This is a genomic window from Gordonia sp. i37, from assembly GCF_002043085.1.
Lineage (GTDB): Bacteria > Actinomycetota > Actinomycetes > Mycobacteriales > Mycobacteriaceae > Gordonia > Gordonia polyisoprenivorans.
Genome location: NZ_MVPX01000373.1, coordinates 1 through 21,270, shown reverse-complemented (window position 1 = coordinate 21,270; position 21,270 = coordinate 1). Strand labels below are relative to the sequence as shown.

At 68.3% G+C, this 21,270-nt stretch carries 20 protein-coding genes; 10 read left to right on the top strand and 10 right to left on the bottom strand.

The genetic code is table 11. The annotated features are described in order from the left end of the window. Both B1964_RS18285 and B1964_RS18280 read right to left on the bottom strand, forming a co-directional pair. The coding region (locus B1964_RS18285) for an acyl-CoA dehydrogenase family protein (protein ID WP_079930761.1) at nt 1-787 on the bottom strand (787 nt) is incomplete at its 3' end. 14 nt (nt 788-801) lie between these two features. After that, nucleotides 802-1,998, bottom strand: coding sequence for an acyl-CoA dehydrogenase family protein (locus tag B1964_RS18280; protein WP_172398885.1), 1,197 nt, complete (start codon nt 1,996-1,998; stop codon nt 802-804). A 307-nt stretch (nt 1,999-2,305) separates the two neighbouring features. Here B1964_RS18280 and B1964_RS18275 point away from each other — a divergent pair, with 307 nt between their 5' ends. The 7 genes from B1964_RS18275 to B1964_RS18245 all read left to right on the top strand — a co-directional run bounded on the left by B1964_RS18275 (nt 2,306) and on the right by B1964_RS18245 (nt 9,396). Next, complete coding sequence (locus tag B1964_RS18275; protein ID WP_079930763.1) at nt 2,306-3,646, top strand: MFS transporter; 1,341 nt, start codon at nt 2,306-2,308, stop codon at nt 3,644-3,646. Nucleotides 3,647-3,775: 129 nt separating this feature from the next. Continuing rightward, a complete protein-coding gene (locus B1964_RS18270) occupies nt 3,776-4,912 on the top strand; it encodes a thiolase family protein (protein WP_079930759.1) in 1,137 nt (378 codons plus the stop codon). 19 nt (nt 4,913-4,931) lie between these two features. Further along, nucleotides 4,932-5,696, top strand: a complete 765-nt coding sequence (locus tag B1964_RS18265; protein ID WP_079930758.1) for an SDR family NAD(P)-dependent oxidoreductase — start codon at nt 4,932-4,934, stop codon at nt 5,694-5,696. Continuing rightward, nucleotides 5,693-7,384, top strand: coding sequence for an AMP-binding protein (locus tag B1964_RS18260; RefSeq protein ID WP_079930757.1), 1,692 nt, complete (start codon nt 5,693-5,695; stop codon nt 7,382-7,384). The genes B1964_RS18265 and B1964_RS18260 overlap by 4 nt, the downstream gene beginning before the upstream one ends. Further along, on the top strand, nt 7,377-8,606 hold the full coding sequence (locus tag B1964_RS18255) for an acetyl-CoA C-acetyltransferase (protein ID WP_079930756.1): 1,230 nt from the start codon (nt 7,377-7,379) through the stop codon (nt 8,604-8,606). The genes B1964_RS18260 and B1964_RS18255 overlap by 8 nt, the downstream gene beginning before the upstream one ends. Nucleotides 8,607-8,662: 56 nt before the next feature. Beyond that, nucleotides 8,663-8,881 (top strand): helix-turn-helix transcriptional regulator, encoded by a 219-nt coding sequence (locus tag B1964_RS18250; RefSeq protein ID WP_006368168.1) that lies wholly within the window; start codon nt 8,663-8,665, stop codon nt 8,879-8,881. A 17-nt stretch (nt 8,882-8,898) separates the two neighbouring features. Continuing rightward, nucleotides 8,899-9,396: a hypothetical protein gene (locus B1964_RS18245; protein WP_079930755.1), complete on the top strand. Its 498-nt coding sequence runs from the start codon at nt 8,899-8,901 to the stop codon at nt 9,394-9,396. Nucleotides 9,397-9,417: 21 nt separating this feature from the next. Here the strand turns inward: B1964_RS18245 and B1964_RS18240 are convergent, their stop codons facing one another. From B1964_RS18240 to B1964_RS18220, 5 genes are read right to left on the bottom strand one after another with little or no spacing between them, the layout of a single operon-like run. Continuing rightward, the gene (locus B1964_RS18240) at nt 9,418-10,308 is read right to left on the bottom strand and encodes a LysR family transcriptional regulator (RefSeq protein WP_079930762.1); all 891 of its coding nucleotides are present in this window, start codon (nt 10,306-10,308) and stop codon (nt 9,418-9,420) included. A gap of 5 nt (nt 10,309-10,313) precedes the next feature. After that, nucleotides 10,314-11,258, bottom strand: coding sequence for a LysR family transcriptional regulator (locus B1964_RS18235; RefSeq protein WP_079930754.1), 945 nt, complete (start codon nt 11,256-11,258; stop codon nt 10,314-10,316). Between the two features lie 22 nt (nt 11,259-11,280). Next, nucleotides 11,281-12,699 (bottom strand): family 1 glycosylhydrolase, encoded by a 1,419-nt coding sequence (locus B1964_RS18230; RefSeq protein ID WP_079930753.1) that lies wholly within the window; start codon nt 12,697-12,699, stop codon nt 11,281-11,283. An 8-nt stretch (nt 12,700-12,707) separates the two neighbouring features. Then, nucleotides 12,708-13,469, bottom strand: coding sequence for a crotonase/enoyl-CoA hydratase family protein (locus B1964_RS18225; RefSeq protein ID WP_079930752.1), 762 nt, complete (start codon nt 13,467-13,469; stop codon nt 12,708-12,710). Beyond that, nucleotides 13,466-14,632, bottom strand: coding sequence for an MBL fold metallo-hydrolase (locus B1964_RS18220; protein ID WP_079930751.1), 1,167 nt, complete (start codon nt 14,630-14,632; stop codon nt 13,466-13,468). Before B1964_RS18220 ends, B1964_RS18225 begins: the two co-directional genes overlap by 4 nt. Nucleotides 14,633-14,754: 122 nt before the next feature. Here B1964_RS18220 and B1964_RS18215 point away from each other — a divergent pair, with 122 nt between their 5' ends. After that, nucleotides 14,755-15,966, top strand: a complete 1,212-nt coding sequence (locus B1964_RS18215; RefSeq protein ID WP_079930750.1) for a CaiB/BaiF CoA-transferase family protein — start codon at nt 14,755-14,757, stop codon at nt 15,964-15,966. Between the two features lie 9 nt (nt 15,967-15,975). On the opposite strand, the gene B1964_RS18210 is transcribed toward B1964_RS18215, so the two are convergent. Further along, nucleotides 15,976-16,923 carry an alpha/beta hydrolase gene (locus tag B1964_RS18210; protein WP_006368176.1) on the bottom strand — a complete coding sequence of 316 codons (948 nt, stop codon included), beginning with the start codon at nt 16,921-16,923 and terminating at the stop codon, nt 15,976-15,978. A 65-nt stretch (nt 16,924-16,988) separates the two neighbouring features. Between B1964_RS18210 and B1964_RS18205 the strand changes: the two genes are divergently transcribed. Further along, nucleotides 16,989-18,557, top strand: a complete 1,569-nt coding sequence (locus B1964_RS18205) for an MFS transporter (RefSeq protein WP_172398883.1) — start codon at nt 16,989-16,991, stop codon at nt 18,555-18,557. A gap of 73 nt (nt 18,558-18,630) precedes the next feature. Beyond that, entirely contained in the window at nt 18,631-19,539 is a 909-nt protein-coding gene (locus B1964_RS18200) for an alpha/beta fold hydrolase (protein ID WP_006368178.1), read from the top strand. A gap of 504 nt (nt 19,540-20,043) precedes the next feature. On the opposite strand, the gene B1964_RS18190 is transcribed toward B1964_RS18200, so the two are convergent. Both B1964_RS18190 and B1964_RS18185 read right to left on the bottom strand, forming a co-directional pair. Then, the gene (locus tag B1964_RS18190; protein ID WP_079930747.1) at nt 20,044-20,595 is read right to left on the bottom strand and encodes a YceI family protein; all 552 of its coding nucleotides are present in this window, start codon (nt 20,593-20,595) and stop codon (nt 20,044-20,046) included. Between the two features lie 148 nt (nt 20,596-20,743). Then, nucleotides 20,744-21,270: CoA pyrophosphatase (locus tag B1964_RS18185; RefSeq protein WP_079930746.1), on the bottom strand; the 527-nt coding region annotated here is incomplete at its 5' end.

Here is a 21,270-nt window from a genome sequence, read left to right as displayed (position 1 = left end):
GGGGGGGGGGGGGGGCGGGGGAGCCGATCGCGATGGTGAGCCGCTCCTGCGCCAGATTGTGTGTGAGGTACCGGAATCCGGCGCCCTCCTCGCCCAGGCGATCGGCCACCGGCACGCGGACGGAACTGAACGACAGTTCGGCGGTGTCGGAGGCCTTGAGTCCGATCTTCTCCAGCTTGCGGCCCACGGCGAAGCCCTCGGAGGAGGTGTCGACCACCAGGATCGACAGGCCGCCGCGGCGGTTGTCGGGGTCGAAGGCCGACGTGCGGCAGACCACCAGGATGCGGTCGGCCAGGGCGCCGCCGGTGATGAATGTCTTGGCACCGTCGAGGATGTAGTGGTCGCCGTCCTCGCTGAGTCTGGCGGTGGTGGAGATGTTGGCCAGATCCGACCCGGTGCCGGGCTCGGTCATCGCAATCGCGAACATCAGCTCGCCGGAACAGAATCCGGGTAGCCACCGCTGCTTCTGCTCGTCGGTCGCGTATTCCATCAGGTAGGGCAGGATGAGGTTGGCATGCACCGAATAGCTGCCGAAGGTCACTCCGGCCAGCGCGCATTCCTCGGCGATGACCATCGAGTAGGTGAAGTCGTGCTCGCCGCCGCCGCCGTATTCCTCGGGCGCCTCGATGCCGAGCACCCCGAGCTCACCGAGCTTGTTGTAGAACTCGCGCGGCGGATGGCCTTGCTTCTCCCAGTCGTGGTGGACGGGTACGACCTCCTTGGCGATGAAGTCGCGAATGGTCTTGCGGAAGGCTTGGTGGTCGTCGTTGAACACGGTGCGCTGCATGGGTTCTGGCCTCTCTAATTGGTGCGGTACTCGCGGAGCAGTCCCTTGGAGATGATCTGTTTCTGGATTTCGCTGGTGCCTTCGCCGATCAGCAGGAAGGGAGCTTCCCGCATCAGTCGTTCGATCTCGAATTCCTTGGAATAGCCGTAGCCGCCGTGGATACGAAAACTGGCCTGAGTGACCTCTGCGCAGTACTCGCTGCACAGGTACTTCGCCATGCCGGCCGCGACGTCGTTGCGTTCGCCGGAGTCCTTGAGCCGGGCGGCGTTCACCATCATCAGGTGCGCCGCTTCGGTTTTGGTGGCCATCTCGGCCAGCGAGAAGGCGATGGCCTGATGCTCGGCGATCGGCTTGCCGAAGGTGCGTCGCTGTTGGGCGTAGGTGACGGCGAGTTCGAAGGCGCGCTGGGCGATGCCGCAGGCGCGCGCCGACACATTGACCCGGCCGACCTCGACGCCGTCCATCATCTGCGCGAATCCGCGGCCCGGTGTGCCGCCGAGGATGTGCTCGGCATCGGTGCGATAGCCGTCGAAGATCAACTCGGTGGTGTCGATCCCCTTGTAGCCCATCTTGTCGATCTTGCCGGGAATCGTCAGTCCGGCAACCACTTCGCCGAAGCCGGCCGGCTTCTCGATGAGGAAGGTGGTCAGATTGTGGTGCGGCTTCTCGGCACCCTCGTCGGTGCGCACGAGCGCCGCGACCAGCGTCGACGATGCGCCGTTGGTGAGCCACATCTTGGCTCCGTTGATCGTGTATGTGCCATCGTCGGAGCGTTTGGCCGACGTCGTGATGGCCGCGACGTCGGAGCCGAGGTCCGGTTCGCTCATCGAGAACGCGCCACGCACCTCGCCGGTCGCCATCCGCGGCAACAGCCGCTGCTTCTGCTCCTCGGTTCCGTGCTGTCGCAGCATGTAGGCGACAATGAAGTGGGTGTTGATCCCCCCGGACACACTCATCCAGCCGCGTGCGAGTTCCTCGACGCACAGCGCATAGGTCAGCAACGATTCGCCCAGCCCGCCGTACTCCTCCGGGATCATCAGCCCGAACAGTCCCATCTCCCGCATGCCGGCGACGATCTCCTCGGGGTAGGCGTCGGCATGCTCGAGTTCTTGCGCGTTGGGGATGATCTGGGTGTCGACGAAGCGCCGCACGTTGGCGACGATGTCGGTCTGGATATCGGTGAGACCGAGGGTCTGGGCAAGGCGGGCCATGGTCTTCAGCATGCCCGTGACGGGACCGCCCGGTAACGCGGTCTTCGGCTAAGGCTCCGATAGGACGAGACAATGCCACGCCTGCAGGCAGCGACTGCGGGCCGCTGACCAGCACGTATAGGCAACACCTTCGACACCGATCGCCAAACCGGGCATTGTCGGCATTTCCGGCGAACGGTTTGCTGGGATTTGGATGTGATCTGGCGCACCCCCGGCGCCACCCCCAACCCCCCGACCCGAACAGGATCCCGCCATGGCCCACCTGGCCCCCGAACCGGCCGCCGATTCGTCCGTGACGCCGGCACCGATGCCCTCGACTGCCGCCCGCCCTCGCGACTCCCGCCGCACCGCGTGGGGACTGACCGGGCTGCTCGTCGCCCTCTACGTGATCAACTATGCCGACAAGGCCGTCCTGGGCATCATCGCCCAACCGCTGGCCGAGGAGCTCGGATTACGTTCGGCGCAAATCGGTTTGGTCGGCAGTCTCTTCTTCCTGACCTTCACCGTCGGTGGCTTCTTCGCCGGCGCGCTCAACCGGTGGATGACGCTGCGCTGGGCGCTGGTGGTGTTGGCTCTGTGCTGGGCCGTCGCGATGCTGCCACTGGTCGCCGTGGCCGCCTTCGCCGTGCTGGTGGTGAGCCGGTTGTTCCTCGGGCTGGCCGAGGGGCCCAGTTCGGCGTTGCTGCACACCGCGGCCTACTCGTGGCATCCGCCCGCCAAGCGTGGGCTGCCGTCGGCGCTGCTCGCCGGCGCCGCGTCGATCGCGAAGATCGCCATCGCACCCGCGCTCGCGGTGGTCACCGTCAGCCTCGGCTGGCGAGCGGCACTGGTCTGCCTCGCCGCGGCGGGCCTGCTCTGGTGCGTCATCTGGTTGGCCGTGTGGCGCGAGGGGCCGTACACCACCAACGGTGCTGCGCGGGAGTCCAGCGCAGAAGAAGCGAGCGCCGAGGTACCGAGTGCCGACGAACCGAGTGCCGACGAACCGTCCGTGCCGTGGCGACGCATCCTGACCTCGCGGAGTTTCGTCTTCGGCGCCCTGCTGGTGATGAGCGTGTATGCGCTGGTCACGGTCGTGCTGACCTGGTTGCCGTCGTACTTCGAGGTCGGGCTCGGCTATAGCCGCGTGCAGGCCGGGTCGATGTTCGCGCTGCCGTCGATCGTCGGGCTGGTGCTGATGCTGGTGTCCTCGATCGTCGGTGACCGGATGATCTCCGCGGGTTCGTCGGCACGCAGTGTGCGCGTCGTGGTGCCCTCGGTCGGCGTGCTGATCTGTGGCGCCATGCTCGTCGCCCTGCCGTCGATCGGCACGCCGATCATCGCGGTCCTGGTGGTCTCCGTCGGCTACGGATTCGCTGCGACCGTGTTCCCGCTGCTCAACGCCGCGATCTCGGAGATCTGCCCGCCGCGCCAGATGGCGGGCACCCTGGGCGCATTCCTGGCCGTCATGGCCGTCGGTGGTTTGATCGCGCCTTATGCGACCGGCCTCATCGTCGACGCCGCGTCGTCGCCGGCCGCCGGATACGCCACCGCATTTCAGATCCTCGGTGTGGTCTCGGCCGTGGCCGCCGTCCTCGCGTTGGTCTTCGTCGACCCCGGTCGCGACAAGGCCGCGATCCGCGGTGATGCCGGTGTGCAGAGCGCGACATAGGTCGCGGCTATGACCCCATGAGCGTGAATCACCTTGTGATCGAGCGCCCGTCATGGTCGATTCGTTCATAGGGGTCGATTCGTAGGTAGGGGTCGATTCGTTGGTAGTGGTTTCGAGAAGGGAACTCTGATGAGCGATGCGGTGATCGTCGATGCGGTCCGTACCCCGATCGGACGCCGGGGCGGGGCGTTGTCGGGTATCCATCCGGCCGACTTGTCCGCCCACGTCCTCGAGGCACTCGTGGAGCGCACCGGCGTCGATCCCGCCGACGTCGACGACGTCATGTGGGGGTGCGTCAGCCAGCACGCCGAACAGGCGGGCAACATCGCGCGCACCGCGATCCTGGCCGCCGGCTGGCCGGAAAGCGTTCCGGGGACCACGATCACGCGGGCCTGCGGATCGAGCCAGCAGTCGCTGGCGATGGCCGCCGCCGCGGTCATCAGCGGTCAGCTCGACATCGTGGTCGCCGGTGGGGTCGAGTCGATGAGCCGCGTGCCGATGGGCAGCGCGGCCCCGAACGGTGAGCATCAGCCCTCGACCGTGCTCGACCGCTACGGCGTCGACCGGTTCAGTCAGGGCGTCGGCGCCGAGATGGTGGCGCGGCGTTGGGATCTGAGTCGCACCCGACTCGACGAGTACTCGTTGCGCTCCCATGAACTCGCGGCTGCGGCCAGCGATGCCGGAGCCTTCGACGGTCAGCTCGCCCCGGTGCCCGGCGTCCTCGAGGGCGACGAGGGCATCCGGCGCGGCGGATCGCTGGAGTCCCTGGCCAAGCTCAAGACCGTGTTCGACGAGAACGGGGTCATCCACGCGGGCAACGCCTCTCAGATCTCCGATGGTGCGGGTGCGCTGCTGGTGTGCTCGTCGGAGACCGCCGCCGCACACGGCTGGACCCCGCTGGTCCGTATCCACACCACCGTGGTGGCCGGCGACGAGCCCGTCGTGATGCTCACCGGACCCATTCCGGCCACCGCCAAAGCCCTTGCCCGGTCCGGGCTCTCGATCGACGAGATCGGGGCGTTCGAGGTGAACGAGGCGTTTGCGCCGGTGCCGCTGGCGTGGCAGATCGAGACGGGTGCGGTGGAGAAGGCGCTCAATCCGCTCGGCGGCGCCATCGCGGTCGGGCACCCGCTCGGCGGCTCCGGCGCCATCCTCGCCACCCGGCTGGCGCATCACATGCGCGACAACACCATCCGTTACGGACTACAGACGATGTGCGAGGCGGGCGGTATGGCCAACGCCACCATCTTCGAACTCATCGGCTGACCACCTCAGGAGCAGATGCATGGAACTCAAAGAGCTCTCCACCGCCATCACCGGCGGAGCCTCCGGCCTCGGCCTGGCCACCGCCCGGCGCATCGTCGATGCCGGCGGGCAGGTGACCCTCATCGACCTGCCGACCTCCGACGGTGCCGAGGTGGCCCAACAGCTCGGTGCCGCAGCGCGGTTCGCGCCCGCCGACATCACCGACCGGGAGCAGTTCGCCGCCGCACTCGACGTGGCCGACGACCGCGGCGGCCTGCGCGCACTCGTGCACTGCGCCGGTGCGGGGCGCCGGATGCGCATCCTCGACGCGCAGGGCCGCGCCGGATCGGCCGACGACTTCGAATTCGTCATCCGGCTCAACCTCATCGGCTCCTTCCACGCCCTGTCGCTGGGTGCCGAGCGGATGGCCCGGCTGCCCGAGATCGACGGCGAGCGGGGCGTGATCGTGATGACCGCGTCGGTCGCCGCGTTCGAGGGACAGATCGGCCAGATCAACTACAGCGCTTCCAAGGCGGGCATCGTCGGGATGACGCTGGTGGCCGCACGGGATCTGGCGAGCAAGCACATCCGCGTCAACACCATCGCCCCCGGCACCATGGACACCCCGTTGCTGGCGCGGTTGCGTGACGACGTCCGTGAATCGCTGGCCGCGAGCATCCCGAATCCGTCGCGGCTCGGCAAGCCGGACGAGTTCGGGCGGTTGGCGGTGTCGATCGTGGAGAATCCGTACCTCAACGGTGAGACCATCCGCCTCGACGGCGCGATCCGGATGGCCCCGCGATGACCGAATTACGCTATCCTGCAATTACTCTCGCTGCGTTACCGGCCGGCGTGGCCCGGCTGTACGCGAATCGTGCGGCCGTCATCGACGGTGAGCGGGTGCTCACCTTCGACGATCTCGACGTGCGCACCGCCGCGGTGGCCGCCGGGCTCGCCGCGATCGGGGTGGCGCAACGCGACGTCGTTGCGCTGCATCTGACCAACAGTGCCGACTTCGTGCTGGCCTACTACGGCGCGTTGCGAGCCGGCGCGACGGTGACATTGATCAACCCGGCGCAGCCGGTCGCCGGGCTGCGGGCCCAACTCGTGGAGACCGATGCCGTCGCGGTCGTCACCGAGGCGCCGCAGGCGCAGACACTGGCATCGGCGATCGAGGGGCTCGATCTGCGGGCGGCGATCCTCGTCGGTGACGACACCGGGTCCGAGACCGCCACGGCCCCTGCGGGTCTGATCCCCCTGGCCGAGCTGACCGCCGATGCCGGCCCCACACCACGGGTCGCGATCACCGGTGCGGATGTGGCCCACCTCGCCTTCACCGGTGGCACCACCGGCGTCTCCAAGGGCGTGCAGGTATTGCACCGCAACGTCATCGCCAACGTCACCCAGATGATCGCCTGGCGCGCCGGACATGCGGTGACCGAGAACGACGACGGGTCATTTCGCCTCACCCCGCGCGACGGTGCCGGACGAGGCGTCGTACCCGGGCAGGCCGCCACCATCGTGGTGTCCCCGCTCTATCACGCGCACGCCCTGATCAACATGTCCTTCCTGCTGATGTGCGGCGCCACCCACGTGCTGGCCGGCCGATTCGATCCGGCCCGGATGCTCGATCTCATCGAACGACACCGCGCCACCTACATCACCGGCAGTCCGACGATGTGGCATGCGCTGGCCGCACATCCCGATGTGGCCACACGCGATCTCTCCTCGGTGCGGGTGGTGTCGTCGGGGGCCGCACCGATCGATCACGTCACCCTCGAGCGGCTCGCCGCGGCCTTCCCGTCGGGTGCCGTCGTGGAGGGCTACGGGCTGACCGAGGCGACCTGCCTGGTCTCGTCGGCGCCGCTGGCCGCCACCGGCAATGGCACCGGCAATGGCACCGGTGAATACCGTTTCGGCAGTGTCGGATTGCCGACCTTCGACACCGAGGTGTCGATCCGTTCGCTCGACGATCGCACCACCGAACTCGCCGCGGGCGAACGCGGTGGGCTGTGGGTCCGCGGACCTCAGGTGACCGCCGGGTACCTGCACCACCCCGAGATTACCGCCGAACAGTACGTCGACGGATGGCTCGACACCGGCGACATCGCCTACGTCGAAGACGACGGCCACCTCTACATCTGCGACCGTGCCAAGGACATGCTGATCTACAAGGGCTACAACGTGTATCCGCGCGAACTCGAGGAGATCCTGGTGACCCACCCCGACATCGCCGGGGCCGCGGTGGTGGCCCGGGAGGCCGGGCCGGTCGGGCAGGAGCCGGTGGCCTTCGTCGTCGCCCGGCCCGGCCACCGGGTCGACGCCGACGCGGTGCAGGGCTTCGTCGCCGAACAGGTGTTGCCCTACAAGAAGATCCGCGAGGTGATCATCGTCGACGAGCTGCCCACCTCCGCCGCCGGCAAGATCCAGAAAGTGGCGTTGCGCGCCCAACTCGCCGCCGAGAACCCCGGAAAGGACCGACTCCATGCGTGATGTCGTCATCTGCGAGCCCGTGCGCACCCCGATCGGGCGCTACGGGGGCATGTTCGGATCGCTGACCGCCGTCGACCTCGGGGTGGCCGCCCTGCGCGGGCTCCTCGAGCGGACCGGTGTCCCCGACGACGCCGTCGACGACGTGATCCTCGGTCACTGCAACGGCAACAGTGAGGCACCGGCGATCGGCCGTGTCGTCGCGCTCGACGCCGGACTGCCGACCACCGTGCCCGGCATGCACATCGACCGACGCTGCGGGTCGGGGCTGCAGGCGGTCGTCCAGGCCGCCTACCAGGTGGGTTGCGGTGACAACGATCTCGTCGTCGCAGGCGGTACGGAGTCGATGAGTAACGCGTCGTTCTACTCGGTGGACATGCGTTGGGGTGGTGCGCGCACCGGAATCGCCATGCACGACAGCCTGGTTCGGGCCCGCTCCACCGCCGGTGGCAAGAACTGGCCGGTACCCGGTGGCATGATCGAAACCGCCGAGAACCTCCGCAAGGAGTACGGGATCTCCCGCGAGGAGCAGGACGATCTCGCCGTCCAATCACACATGCGCGCGGTTCGTGCACAGAAGGACGGCATCCTCGGCGAGGAGATCATCCCGGTCACCGTGCGAGATCGTAAGTCCGAGAAGCTGATCGACACCGACGAGCATCCGCGCGCCGACGTCTCGCGCGAGTCGCTCGCCGGACTGCGACCCATCATGGGCGCCACCGACCCCGACGCCACGGTGACCGCCGGCAACGCCAGCGGACAGAACGACGCGGCCTCGATGTGCCTGGTGACCACCGCCGAGGTCGCCGCACAGCACGGTCTGACGCCGTTGGTGCGCCTGGTGTCCTGGGGTCTGGCCGGTGTGCCGCCGGCGACCATGGGCATCGGCCCGGTGCCGGCCACCGCCAAGGCGCTCGACAAGGCGGGATTGACGCTCGCCGACATCGACGTCATCGAACTCAACGAGGCCTTCGCCGCGCAGGCGCTCGCCGTCACCCGGGAGTGGGGATTCGGCCGATTCGCCACCGACAGTACCGATTTCGCACGCACCAACGTCCACGGATCGGGAATCTCGCTGGGACATCCGGTCGGTGCGACCGGCGGGCGGATGCTGGCATCGCTGGCGCGGGAACTGCACCGGCGCGAGGCACGCTATGGCCTGGAGACGATGTGCATCGGCGGCGGGCAGGGGCTGGCCGCAGTGTTCGAATGGGTCACCGGGTAGCCGTTCTCGTGACAAGCCGCCTTGACATCTGATGTCAAGGCGGCTTTACTCGTGGCATGCCCGACCTGGCTGCTGTCTCATCGCCGATCCGGGCCGCGCGGACCCGGGCGGCCCTACGGCAGGCCGATCTGGCGAAGGCGGTCGGGGTGAGCAGGCAGACGATCGTGTCGCTCGAGCGCGGCGACTACGCACCGTCGGTCTATCTGGCCATCCGGGTCGCGCGGGCGCTCGGTGCCGGCGTCGAAGAACTGTTCCCGTTGCCCCCGGAGAACTGAGACCCAGGAGAGTTGAGATGAGTTCCGGACGAACCACATTCCCCGATCTGTTGCTCGGCCCCGACGATGCGTCGTGGGGCGACGAACGTGAGCGCGCGGTACTGCTGGAGGGCTATGCCTACACCTACACCCTCTCGACGCTGCTGCTGTGGGCGCTCGGCGCCGTCGCTGCGTGGTTCGTACCCGCCTGGGTGACCGTGCTGTGGTGGGTCGCGTTGATCGCGCCCGCGATGGAATGGCAACGATTTTGCAAGGCTCGCCGCGTGGATCCCCAGACGCTGGTCTACGCCCGCGGATCCCGGCGCCGCATCATCGTCACCAGCCTGTACACCGGTGCCTGCTCGCTGTCGATGGCACTCGCGGTGATCCTCGGGCTCGGACCCGACGGTGAGGCGACGACGATCGTGGGGGCAGTCGTCGGCGGTATCGTCGGTGGCGGTGCGGCGTTCCTGCTGGCCCGGCGACATGCGATCAAGTCCGAGAAGGCGCAAGCCGCAGGCGATCTCGACGACTGAGTCGTGCGCACTTCGTGCACCTCACTCCGGGACCGCTCGCTGCGCGGCCATCGACCGCGCGACGTCGGCGAACGCCTGGCCGGCGACCGAGAGGCCGCCCGGATCGAAGATCATCGCGAAAGTCCGTGCGAACCGCGGTGACACCGGCCGCACCACCGCGCGATCGGCCACGGATTCGGCGATGCGACGTTCGAGCAGGGTGGCCCCGATCCCGGCCAGCACCATGGGAAGTCGCTGCTCCCGATGGTCGGAGAGCACGGCGATCGGCAGTCGGACACCGGATTCGCGGATCGCGCTCTCGATCTCCTCGGCGACCGAGCCGCCCCGCGGAACGAAGATCATCGGAATGCGGGGGAGATCGGCGATCGGGATCGGCCCGTCGGGTACCTCGGTCCCGGGTGGGCACACCAGCCAGAATTCCTGTTCACCGAGCACGATCATGTCGAGATCGTCACCGACCGTGGGCAAATGGGTGATGACGAACTCGCAGCGTCCCTCCTCGATCATCGCCGATGCCTGTGTCTCGACTCGCAGGTCGCCGAGGCGTACGGTGACCCCCGGATGGCGGGCCCGGAAGCCGGCGACCAGGTCGATCACCGCGCCACCGTCGATGAACGGGGAGGCGAGGACGTCGACGCGGCCGGTCGGTTCGTCACCGGCCGCGGAGAGGGTGTCGTCGACGGCAGCCACATCACGCATGATCTGCCGGGTCGATCCGACGAGCGCTCGTCCCGCCGAACTCGGCACCATGCCGCGTCCGATCCGGTGGAACAACTGCACCCCGACTTCTCGTTCCAACGCCCGAAGCGCCTGGGACACAGTCGGTTGGGTGACCCCCAATGACACCGAGGCGCCGCCGATGCCGCCGTGTTCGACGACGGCGAGGAAGTACTCGAGCTGGCGCAGTTCCATCGAACTCACCGCGCTCCGTCGTGGGGAATGGTGGCATCGTCGGGCACGACGTCGGCCGGTGGCGCGGGCGTACCGCTGATCCGCCGCGCCACCGCGACGAAGGCGACCGCGGCCGGCGACGGCTGTCCCGACCGCATCACCAGTCCGTAATTGCGCAGCAGTGGGGGCGCCATGCCGACGATTTCGGCGCCGCTGAACTGCTCGGCGGCGACCGGACGCGGGACCACGCTCACGCCGACGCCGCGGTCGACGAGATCCCAGATGGCCGACGAATGGGCACAGTCGACGACCACGTTGCGGGCGTCGTCGGCGATGACGTCGGCAAGCAGGGTCGCGGTCGCCTGATCGGACAGGTTGACCAGCAGCGGTAGATCGCGCACCGCCGCGCGGGGCACCGTGCCCGTCTCGGTGACCACACCGTCGCCGAGGAGTCCCGGTGGCGCGGCCAGCACGAGTTCCTGTGCGCCGAGGGGGATCGATACGAGAGACGCGTGGTCGGCATCGGAATCGATCATCCCGATCTCGGCGTCACCGCGCCGCAACGCGGCGAGCACCCCGGAGGGGCCGTCGGCGGCGTGGACGCGCACGACCACGGCGTCGTGTCGCTCCCGGAAGGCCCGCACCATCGTGACGAGCGGGTCGATGGCGAAGGCGGCATCGGTGACGATGTCGACGCGTCCGGAGCGCAGTTCACGGACGGCGGCCACCTTCAGTTTTGCGCGTTCGACGTCGGCGAGGATGCGGCGTGCGGCGACCTCGACGCGCCGGCCTGCGTCGGTGAGTTCGAGTCGTCGACCACCGCGGTCGAACAGGGTGACACCGAGACGGCGTTCGAGCGTGCGGATGGCCTGGGAGAGCGAGGGCTGGGAGATGTAGAGGGCATGCGCCGCCTTGGTGATCCCGCCGTGGTCGATGACCGCGACGAAGTAGGTGGCGAGATGCAGGTCCACTGCCACAGCCTAGCCGCGGCGTTCAGAGCTGTGCCCGCGGCCCGTCGACGCGGGAGGGCATGGTCCACGATTGGGGGATGCGGGCGAACGAGCCGACCGCCGGGGCCATCACCGGTCGGTAGTTGGCCGAGGGCCCCGCACCCGCGGTCAGCTCACGGTAGGCGTCCACTCCGCTCGTCGGCTGGCGCGTGAGGCCCGGATCGCGCAGTACGTCGACCCGGTACAGACCGAATCTCGGTGTGTAGCTGCCCCATTCGTAATTGTCGGTGATCGACCAGTGGCTGTAGCCGACGATCGGCAGTCCGTCGCCGCGCGCTCGTTGGAGCCAGAAGAGACTGTCGCGCAGGAAATCCGCCCGGGTGTACCCGTCGGCGCGGGGTGTTCCGTCGGACAGCGGCATGCCGTTCTCGACGATGTAGAGGGGTGTGCCGGGGAAGGCCTGCGCGTAGTGATGGCACGCCTGGTAGATGTCGTCGGGCTGCGGGCGGACCGCCGCGAAATCGCCACCCGCCGCAGCGATCGTGGTGAGATTGTTCAGCGCTGCACCGTAGTAGTAATCGATGCCGATGAAGTCGAGGGTGTCGAGGACCCGATTCATGAACAACGCATCGGTGACCGGCGTGACGGCGGGCAGGAAGGCCTCGTTGACCGCAACGCGCGCTTGCGGATTCGCATCATGTGCGGCCGCGTGGGCGATCCGGTGGGCCTGTGCGACGCGGTCGAGGAACCGCGGCATGTCGGCGTCGGTGAGGGCGCCGATCTCTTTCTCGTGGCCGTAGAAGACCAAGGGCTCGTTGATGCTGATCCACATCGAACACTGCTCGGCGTAGCGAGCGGTGATCATGCGCGCATACCGCTCGAAGTCGCCGAGTGTTCGGGGGCCGAGGAAGCCGCCCTGATCGGCCACCCACCCCGGATACACGTAGTGCACCAGCGTGATCATCGGGCTCATGCCCAGCGACCGTATCCCGGCGACGAGGTCATCGTAGTAGGCCAGTGCCGCCGCGCTGAACCGGCCGCGTTGCGGTTCGACGCGCGCCCACTCGATGCCGAAGCGAAAGGTGTTGAGTCCCATGCCCGCGGCGAGGTGCAGATCGGACCGGTAGCGGTGCCGGAAGTCGACGGAGTTGCGTACCGGGTCGACCCGTCCGGTCCGCGCCGCACGGTCGGTGTAGCGCCGCCAATTGGAGTCCGGGCTGAAGCCCTCGGCCTGGAAACCCGAGGTGGCCGCCCCGAAATGGAAGCCGTCGGTCCAGCCGGGCACGCGTGGGGCGTGCACGAATGGTGCGGTACCCGGCGCGGCGGAGGCCGACGCAGCACGCAGGCCCGACGCACCCAGCCCGACTCCCGCTGCGACCGCGGTGGTGGCGCCGAGCAGACCGCGTCGGGAGATCGCCGACGGTTGCGCGGCGTGGGCCTCGGGGTGGGGAGGTCGGCTCATACCGAGGGTCAGCGGCCGGTCCAGAGGGGCGCCCGCTTCTCGGCGAACGCGCGAGCACCTTCTTGGGCGTCGTCGGAGGCGAAGATCGGGTCGAGCACCTCGCGTTGGGCGGTGATGAGATCGGGGTCGGTGTAGCGGATCGCCATGCCCACAACCTGTTTGGTGGCGCGGACCGCGAGCGGCCCGTTCGCGGCGATCCGGGCGCCGAGTTCCCGCGCACCGTCGAGCGCGCCGCCGGTCGGGGTGAGGGCGTTGACGAGACCGAACTCGTGGGCACGCTGGGCGGTGATGGGGTCGCCGGTCAGCGCGATCTCCATCGCGAGTTGGTAGGGGAGGATCTTGGGCAGGCGCAGCAGTCCGCCGGCTGCGGCGGCGAGGCCCCGCTTCACCTCGGGCAGACCGAATTTCGCGTCCTCGGCGGCGACGATCAGATCGGCCGACAGGGCCAGTTCGCAGCCGCCGGCGAGCGCCCAGCCCTCGACCGCGGCGATCAGCGGCTTGCTCGGCGGCTTCTCGGTGACCCCACCGAATCCGCGACCGGGCACACTCGGTACCTCACCGCGGGTGAACGCCTTGAGATCCATTCCGGCGCAGAAAGTTCCGCCGGCACCGGTGAGGATGCCGACGGTGATGTCGTCCCGGGTCTCGAACTCGTCGATCGCCGCCGCGATGAGGGTCGCGACCTCGGCGTTGACCGCGTTACGGGCCTCCGGGCGGTCGATGGTGATGACGGCGACGCCGTCGGCGAATTCGGTGGTGACCGGGCTCATCTGCCGGTGTCCTCTCGATCGGTGGGGGTGGTGACATACCAGTGCACGGGTTCGGTGCCCGACCGGGCGATGGTCCCGCGTTCTTCCAGAACCAGAAGGTGGGCGTTGGTCTCGCGCAGGGCCATTCGGCTCAGCGGCAGGGACAGCTGCTCGAACGGCCGGGACCAGGTGACCGATCGGGTGATGTCCCACGCGGTCGACCCGGGCACATCGGCGATGGCCTCGGTGATCTCGGTGAGTCGTTCCTCGTGGTGGGAGAGCAGATGCGTGACGCGGCCGGCGAGACCGCGGAACCGGTACTCGTGCGACGGCAGCGCCTCGAGGTCGCCGAGGTGCTCGGTGTTGGCCAGCGAGGTCAGGTAATCGGCGAGCGGACTGGCGTTCTGGAAGGAATTGGTGGACACGTTCGGACTGATCCGGGGCAGCAGATGATCACCGGTGAAGATGATCCCGGCGTCGTCGTCGGCGAAGCACAGGTGTCCCGCCGTGTGTCCCGGCGTCCAGATTGCGCGCAGATTCCATCCCGGGATGTCCAGGGGCGCATCGCCGACGAGTTCGACGTCCATCGTGCGGCCCTGTGGTAGCCGCACGATCTCACGGATTCCGGCGTCGATGACGTCGGTCGGGGCACCGAGCTCACGCAGATCGACCTGTGCGTCGGCGAGCTCCTGCGCGAGTTGCGCCTCGTCGCGGTGATAGAGGAACCGGGCGTCGTTGCGGTGCATGCCCAATCGCGGGTCGGCGTGCTCGAGGACCCGGGGGACGAGACCGAAATGGTCGGGGTGCAGGTGGGTGATGAACACGTCGGTGATGTCGGACAGGTCATGGCCCGTGGCATGGATGCCGGCGACCAGCGTGTCCCACGATTCGTCGGTGTTCCAGCCGGTGTCGATCAGGGCGAGACCGCCGGCGGAGGTGACCAGTGCGTACACCAGGATGTAGCGCAACGGATTGCCGGGCATCGGTACCGGGATCGAGAACACGCCGGGCCGAACCTCTTCGACCGGCGGCAACGCCTTCTCGGCCCACGCCTGCCGCTGCCGGTGTCCGGTGACCACGACGCCGGTGCTCGTGACGACCTCGTCGGTGGTGACGGGCCCCGGTCCGACCGCACCCGAGGCGGCCGTATCCGTGGTCGGTGGGCCCGCCGATCGAGTGCTCATCAGTCCATACGATCACGCGGGACGCGGCCGGGCAAACACCTCTCGGCTCACGCATCGTGAGGTAAACCCTATGTGTCCCAGATTCGCTCGCGGCATTGACACGGTGACCGCGGCGGGCAAGGGTGGCCGACGTGGCCTTTGCGCAGACCCCCGACGACTCCGTCGACCCCGTGCCCGACACACCTGACGACTCGCTTCCCCTGGCCGGCCTGACCGTGGTGGCCCTCGAGCAGGCCGTCGCCGCGCCGCTGGCCACGCGGCATCTCGCCGACCTCGGGGCGCGGGTGATCAAGATCGAGCGGGTCGGTGAGGGCGACTTCGCCCGACACTACGACGCCGAGGTCGAGGGACTCGCCTCGCATTTCGTGTGGCTCAACCGGGGCAAGGAGTCCTTCGCGGTCGACCTCAAGCAGGAGCGCGGCGCAGCGCAGGTGCGCGCGCTCATCGACCGCGCCGATGTGTTCCTGCAGAACCTCGCCCCCGGGGCCGCCGCCCGGCTGGGATTCGACGCGCAGCGCCTGCGTGCCGAGCACCGCGAGCTGATCGTGGTGAACATGAGCGGCTACGGCCCCGCCGGGCCGATGCGTGACCGCAAGGCCTACGACATGCTCGTGCAGGCCGAAGCCGGCCTGATCTCGGTCACCGGCACCGCCGAGCACCCCGCCAAGACCGGGGTCCCCACCTCCGACATCGCCGCGGGCATGTACGCACTCACCTCGATCCTGTCGGCCCTGGTGCGTCGCGGTATCACCGGTGCGGGCGCCACGATCGAGGTGTCGATGTTCGATGCGACCGTCGAATGGATGGGCCATCCGATGTACATCGCGATGCACGCGGGGCGGCAGATTCCGCGATGCGGCGTCGGACACGCGGCCATCGTCCCCTACGACGCGTATCCGACGCGTGACGGCGAGATCCTCATCGGCGTCCAGAACGACCGCGGGTGGCGTGCACTCGCCCAGGTGCTGGGCCGACCGGAACTCGGCGACGACCCGCGCTACGCCACCAACATCGAAAGAGTCGCTCGCCGTGCCGAAGTCGACGACCTCGTCGCGGCCCGGACCGCGACCTTCGACACCGCCGAACTCGACGAACGCCTTGCGGCGGCCGGGATTCCGGCTGCGCAGATCCGCGACGTCGCCGGCGTGGTGGACCATCCGCAGCTCTCGGCACGTGAGCGGTGGCGCATGGTCGACACCGAGATCGGCCCGATCCGGGCGTTGTTGCCGCCCTTCACCTTCGACGACGTCGAGATGCGGATGGGCCCGGTGCCCGCGCTCGGCGAGCACACCGAGGCGATCCTCGCGGAGTTGGGCGAGTCGACCACCGGGTGAGCCGGCGGATCAGGGCTCGATCAGTGGTCCGGCGGGCATCATCGGGGTGCGTTCGGCGTCGTCCCACACCGAGAGCAGCTCGGCGAGGATCTGCGTCGACATCCCCAGTGCGCTGAGGTGGCTTTCGCCGGGCAACTCGAAGAGCTTGGCGTCGGGTAGCAGCGAGACCATGTGTATGCCATGGGAATACGGGATGATGTGGTCGTGGTCGCCATGCCACCAGCGCACCGGCGTGGTGACGTCGCCGACGCGGAATCCCCAATCCTGGGCGAAGGCGACGACGTCGGCGAACGGTGCCTCCATGCGACGGCTGCCGCCGTGCAGCAGGTCGTCGAGGAACATCGCCCGGAACTCGGGGCGGGCGAGCAACTCTCGGTCGGCGCGAGGCGAGAACCGGCCGTAGAGGCGGATCGCCGGATTCGCGATGGGCGCAGCCACCCCGAGCGCCGAACTGAGGATCTTGCCCAGGGGTGCACCGGCGACCCGGACGGCCGGGGCCAGCAGCGAACCCAGGGCCATCGCGCCGCCGCCGATGGCGTCGGGGCCCACGGTGGGTGCGACTCCGCCGACGATCCCGGCCACCATGACGCGATCGGGCAGCGCGTGTGCGGTCGCCAATGCGTACGGTCCGCCGCCGGACATGCCGATCACCGCGAACCGGTCGATGCCGAGAGCCTCCAGAACCGGCTCGAGGTCGCCGGGGAATTCCGCCACACATCGGTACCGGTGGGCGGTGGAACTGCCGACGCCGGGGCGGTCGAGCCCGATGAGCCGGATGTCGTGCTCGGCGGCGTAGGCGCGGGCCTCGGTCGGAATCTGGCGGCGTGCGCCGGGCGTGCCGTGCAACCAGATGACGGCGCGGCCGGTCGCCGACCCGAACTCGGCGAACCCGATCCGGCGTCGTCCCCCCTCCACCGCCACCGAGCCCTCGATCTTCGGTCGGTCGATCCCCATCATGTGACCAGGATCGCACTGTGAGTCGGTACGGTGGGCGTCGGGTCGGCGACAGAGCGGGGGTGGCGATGGCCTCGGGTATGGCGCCGTTGCGGAATCGGGTGTTCCGCAATCTGTTCATCGCCCAGATGGTGTCCAACATCGGGCTGTGGATGCAGACCGTCGGCGCTCAGTGGTTCCTCGTCGACCAGCACGCCGGGCCGACGGTGATCTCGCTCGTCCAGACCGCGAGTCTCCTCCCGACCCTGCTGTTGTCGCTGGTCGCCGGGGTGCTCGCCGACGTGCTGAACCGCAAGTGGTTGCTGGTGGTGCTGAGCGCGTACGCGACCGTCGTCGCCGGGGTCATGGCCGTCCTGGCCGCCGTCGACCTGCTCGACCCGGGCATGCTGTTGGTCCTGACGTTCTTGCTGGGTGCGGGTTCGGCGTTGTCGGCGCCGGCGTTTCAGGCGGTCAATCCGGAGATCGTGCCGCGCGAGCAGATCGCCGACGCCGCATCCCTGGGCAGCATGTCGATCAATGTCGCGCGGGCCGTCGGACCGGCTCTGGCCGGCGTGCTGTTCACCGTCGGCGGCGCCGGGGTGGTCTTCGCGATCAACGCGGTCTCCTACCTGGCCGTTGTCGTCGCGCTGCTGAGATGGCGGCGGCCGGCCGATACCTCGACGATGGAGCCCGAACATCTCGGTACGTCGATGGTTGTCGGGTTGCGTTACGTCGCCGCTGCACCGATCGTGCGTCGGATCCTCGTGCGCTCGGCGTTGTTCGCGTTCCCGGCGTCGGCGCTGTGGGCGTTGCTCCCGCTGGTCGTCAGCAACTCCTTCCATTTCGGTTCCACCGGCTACGGTGTGGTCCTCGGTGTCCTCGGGTGTGGCGCCATCCTCGGCGTACTGGGACTGCCCTGGATGCGTGATCATCTGTCGCCCAACGTGATCCTTGCCTCGTCGGCAGTTGTCTTCGCGGCCGGTACCGCTGCGGCCGCGCTCGGGTCCACGGCGGTCGCGTTGATCGTGTTCGTCCCGACCGGGGTCGCGTGGATCGCCACGCTGTCGACGCTGAACGCCGAGATCCAATTGACCCTGCCTGCGTGGGTGCGTGCCCGGGGGATGGCCGCCTATCTCCTGGTGTTCATGGGGTCACAGGGAATCGGATCGCTGGTGTGGGGTGCGCTGGGCGGACTGCTGACGGTGCGATGGGCGTTGCTCATCGCGGCGCTCGCGCTGATCCTGGCGGCGCTGGCCGTGGGGGTGCTACCGATTCACGCCGAGACGGGCACCCTCGATCGGACGTTGTCGACCGCCTGGCCCGAGCCCATGCTGGTTTTCGAGCCGGCCCCCGACGATGGCCCGGTGCGGGTGGTCGCCACCTACCGGGTCGACGCCGAACACCACGACGAGTTCGTCGACGCGATGGCGGGTGTGGCACTGTCCCGGCGCCGCACGGGTGCACGAAACTGGCATCTGTATCGCAATGGCGAGGATTCCGATGACTACGTCGAGCAGTTCGTCGTCAGCTCGTGGTCGGAGTACCAGCGCCAGCGCACCGAGCGCTGGACCGAATACGACCACCAGCGGGTGTCGGACGCGCTGGCCCTGACCGTTGACGGACGCTCCCATCAGGAGCACCTGTTCACCCTGCGCTGACTGCGTGGCGGGTACCCGGTTGCGGCCGTCGACGCACAGCCGAATCGGAGGAATCTCGCGTAACGTCGTAGCGGTGAGTGCTGCAGTTCTGGATCGGATCTCCCGAGGTCTGTCGCTTCCCGGCCCGTCCTATCTGCCGGTGCGTGACCTGCCGAGCGGGACCATGGTGGAATTGCCCGGGCGCGGTAGCACTTTCGTCACCGACTCCGGCCCGGCCGACGCACCGGCGATCATCCTGCAGCATTCGGTGATGACCACCGGGCTGCTGTGCTGGTACCCGGTGATCCCCGAACTCAATCAGCGCTATCGGGTCATCACCCTCGATCACCGCTGGCATGGCCGCGGCATCCGATCGGGTACGTTCGACCTGCTCGACTGCGCCGATGACGTCGTCGCACTCGCCGACGTCCTCGGGGTCGGTCGGTTCGTGACCGCGGGTTTCTCGATGGGCGGTGGCATCTCGCAACTCGTGTGGCGTCGCCATCACGATCGGGTCGCGGGGTTGGTCCTGTGCTCGACCGGGCCGTATTTCAGCACCCGTGATCCGCACCTGCGGGAGCAGGCCAACAAGACCGGGCGACTGCTCAAACCCGTCTATCGCATCATCCCCCGGCCGTCGGACGCGACGTTGGACAAGCCCACCTCGCACACCGCCCTGTGGGGTATGCGTCAGTTCCTCTCGACTCCGTTGTCGCACACCGGTGACTTCGGGGAAGGGCTGGGGCGCTTCGACTCTCGGGACTGGCTTGCCGAGATCGACGTGCCGACGTCGGTGGTGGTCTCGGTCCGGGACAAGGTCGTCGAACCCGAACGTCAGCAGTTGCTCGTCGACGGTATCCCGGGAGCCCGACGTTTCGACGTCGACGGCGGCCACGCGTGCTGTGTGCTCGGCGCGGACAAGTTCGTGCCGGAGTTCCTCGACGCCGTCGACGCGGTGGTTCGTGCGGGGGACCCGGACTCCCCGCGCATCGTCGTGCCCTGACGTAGCGCCTTCTCGCACGCGGCGCGGTGGGGTTGAGAGGCTGTCATTGCACAGATGTGCTGTGGCGGTGCACGCGGCAACGGTGTGAACAGGGCCACGCCCCAATCGGATACGTGATCTCGCCGTCGCAGGTCTTCCGTTCTCCGCCGATCTGAGAGAACATGTGTACACCGAAATCCGTCGAGAACTGCAGACGGTCCGTCATTTCCCTGTGGAGGCCGATCATGATCGCACTCGTCGTAGTCCTGCTCGCGCTGGTTGCCCTCGGCATGCTGTGCAACCGGCCAGGCCTGAATTTCTATGCCCGAGAACTGGGTTCGTCGGGGCGCTACCGCGAGCGCTGACGCCCACCCGTCACGTGTGGCGAGATCACGTCGCCGGCGCATCACGTATCCGGCAGTACGACAACGGGACCGATACCACACACGGGGTTTGCGGTATCGGTCCCGGTCTACGCTGACCCGTCGATCGATCGGGTCAGCGTGATCCCTGTGAGAAGGGGGTTCAGGCGCCCTGGCCGGCCTCGATCTCCAGAGTGATGGTGACCTTGTCGCCGACGACGACGCCGCCACCCTCGAGCGGCATCTCGATATCGATGCCGAAGTCCTTGCGGTTCAACACGGTGGTGGCCTCGAAGCCGGCCACCGGGCCGTTACCCATACCCGGGTTGACGCCGTTGAACTCGAGCTTGAGATCGACCGGCTTGGTCACGCCGTGCAGGGTGAAGTCGCCGGTGAGCACGTAGTCGTCACCGTCGGGGCGCACCGCGGTCGAGGTGAAGGTGGCCTTCGGGTAGGTCTCGGCGTCGAAGAAGTCGGCGGACTTGATGTGGCCGTCGCGCTGCTCGTTGCCGGTGGTGATCGAGGTGACGTCGATCTCGGCCTGCACCGACGGCGTTCCGTCCTCGGCGACGGTGATGGTGCCGCTGAAGGTGTCGAACTTGCCGCGAACCTTGCTCACCATGAGGTGCTTGACGGAGAAGCCGACGGTCGAGTGGACGGGATCGATGGTCCAGGTGCCTGCGGCGATCGGCGCGGTGACGGTGGGGGTGCTCATGGGATGCTCCTTGTTCCGGGGTGTCCGGGGGTCGATGACTGTCGTATCGATGACCGGTGAGGTCGCTGGGTCGTTCCGGCCCATTACCGAGTATAACCGGACCGCGGTCCGATTTCATTCCCGAATGCCGAAGTTTTTTCGCGCGCTTCTATGACCAGGCGAAAACCGGCTGCTCGTACTCGTCGACACGGGTGTCCCGGCCGCGCAGCGCGACCTCGGCGAACTGATAGAGCACCGCGGCGGTCGGCGCGTGCACCAGCGCCGTCCGTCCACTCGGTGAGTGGTCGTCGGGATCGCGGTGCAGCCCCGGAATCGGCATCTGGATGACCGGTCGCGTCGACTCCGGGATGGTGATGAACCGGGGCGTGACGAGGAGGTCGTCGAGCGGGATGAAGAACCACACCGAGACCTCGTCGGGGTTGGGTGACGGTTCGGGGGCGTGCGGCGCCCAGCACACGACGGGAGTGATCACGTACCCGGACCTGGTCGGATAGTCGTCGAGTATGCCGACGACGTCATCGGGGGACAGGGCCACGCCCATCTCCTCGTGCAGCTCACGCAGCGCTGCGGTGGTCTGATCCTCGCCGGGATCGAGCCGGCCGCCGGGTAGTGCGAACTGGGCGGCGTGGCGGCGCATACTCATCGGTCGGCGCAGGAGCCAGATGCCCCGCTCGC